Origin of the sequence: Halorubrum sp. Atlit-26R (assembly GCF_003666015.1) — an archaeon.
In the GTDB taxonomy this organism is placed as follows: Archaea; Halobacteriota; Halobacteria; order Halobacteriales; family Haloferacaceae; genus Halorubrum.
The window spans coordinates 1-770 of record NZ_QPLT01000191.1 but is presented as its reverse complement, the minus strand read 5'-3'; the positions used below and the strand labels follow the sequence as shown (position 1 = coordinate 770).

The 770-nt window shown below is 42.9% G+C and carries 2 protein-coding genes and 1 pseudogene; 1 reads left to right on the top strand and 2 read right to left on the bottom strand.

Annotated elements, in window-relative coordinates; genetic code table 11:
- On the bottom strand, window positions 1-211 hold a 211-nt coding region (locus DVK07_RS23920), incomplete at its 3' end, for a hypothetical protein (RefSeq protein ID WP_233565556.1).
- Between DVK07_RS23920 and DVK07_RS24450 the strand changes: the two are divergent.
- Window positions 146-300 (top strand): annotated as a pseudogene (locus DVK07_RS24450) (IS1595 family transposase); the annotation flags it as partial. The gene DVK07_RS23920 and the pseudogene DVK07_RS24450 overlap by 66 nt on opposite strands.
- Before the next feature lie 142 nt (window positions 301-442).
- Here the strand turns inward: DVK07_RS24450 and DVK07_RS23915 are convergent.
- Window positions 443-770 (bottom strand): hypothetical protein (locus DVK07_RS23915; RefSeq protein WP_233565555.1); only part of this gene is annotated, 328 nt, incomplete at its 5' end.

Genomic DNA, 770 nt, shown 5'->3' with positions numbered 1-770 from the left:
TATCCGCGAGCGCGTCGCCTCCTACAAAGGCTTGTAGGCACTCAATCTGTCGGAATACAGGATCATAGCTTTCTACTAGCGCTCGGCCAGCAGGGGTCATTGACGGTCTACACGACGGTTTTTGGACGTAGTAACCACTCGACGAGACGATACATCCGACCGGGAATACGTCGTCCACGGTAACGGTAAGTACGTTGATGGAGACGTTCATGTGAACTCGTACAAGAACACGTCGCGTTGATGCGCGTGCTTTATCGAGGTGTGTCAAAGAACAAGCTCACACTATTCGTCAGAGCGTTTTAGCTTCGTCAGTAAACCTGCCGCAAATCTAACAAAAAAACACCTAAATAATTCTCTATAATGTTGCCTGGATAAGCAAAAATCTACACCGTAGGAGCGATTATTAAATAGAGAATTAAAAATCCACCCGAAACAAAATATCTTAGCATTCGCGGTTATAGGCCACCCAAGTCCCCAATTCTCCACTAGAGTATACAACATTGTCCTTTACGATTAACATTTCAATATCATATTTTAGTTGAAAATGGCGTGTTGGAGAATAGACCGTTGGTTCTTGTCGAATTGCGAACCAGCAAGATGAAGACTCATTTATACTTGCATTTAGTAGATCTGGAGTGTCTGATCGGAAGTTCTCAAGTGGAGGTTCAGAAGATGGTGAAGAGGATTCAATCATTGAAGGTGGAATTTCGTTTGCGTAAAAAGAATCTGTTGAAATATTGTCATTAACATAATCGCTTGCCCAAACTTGA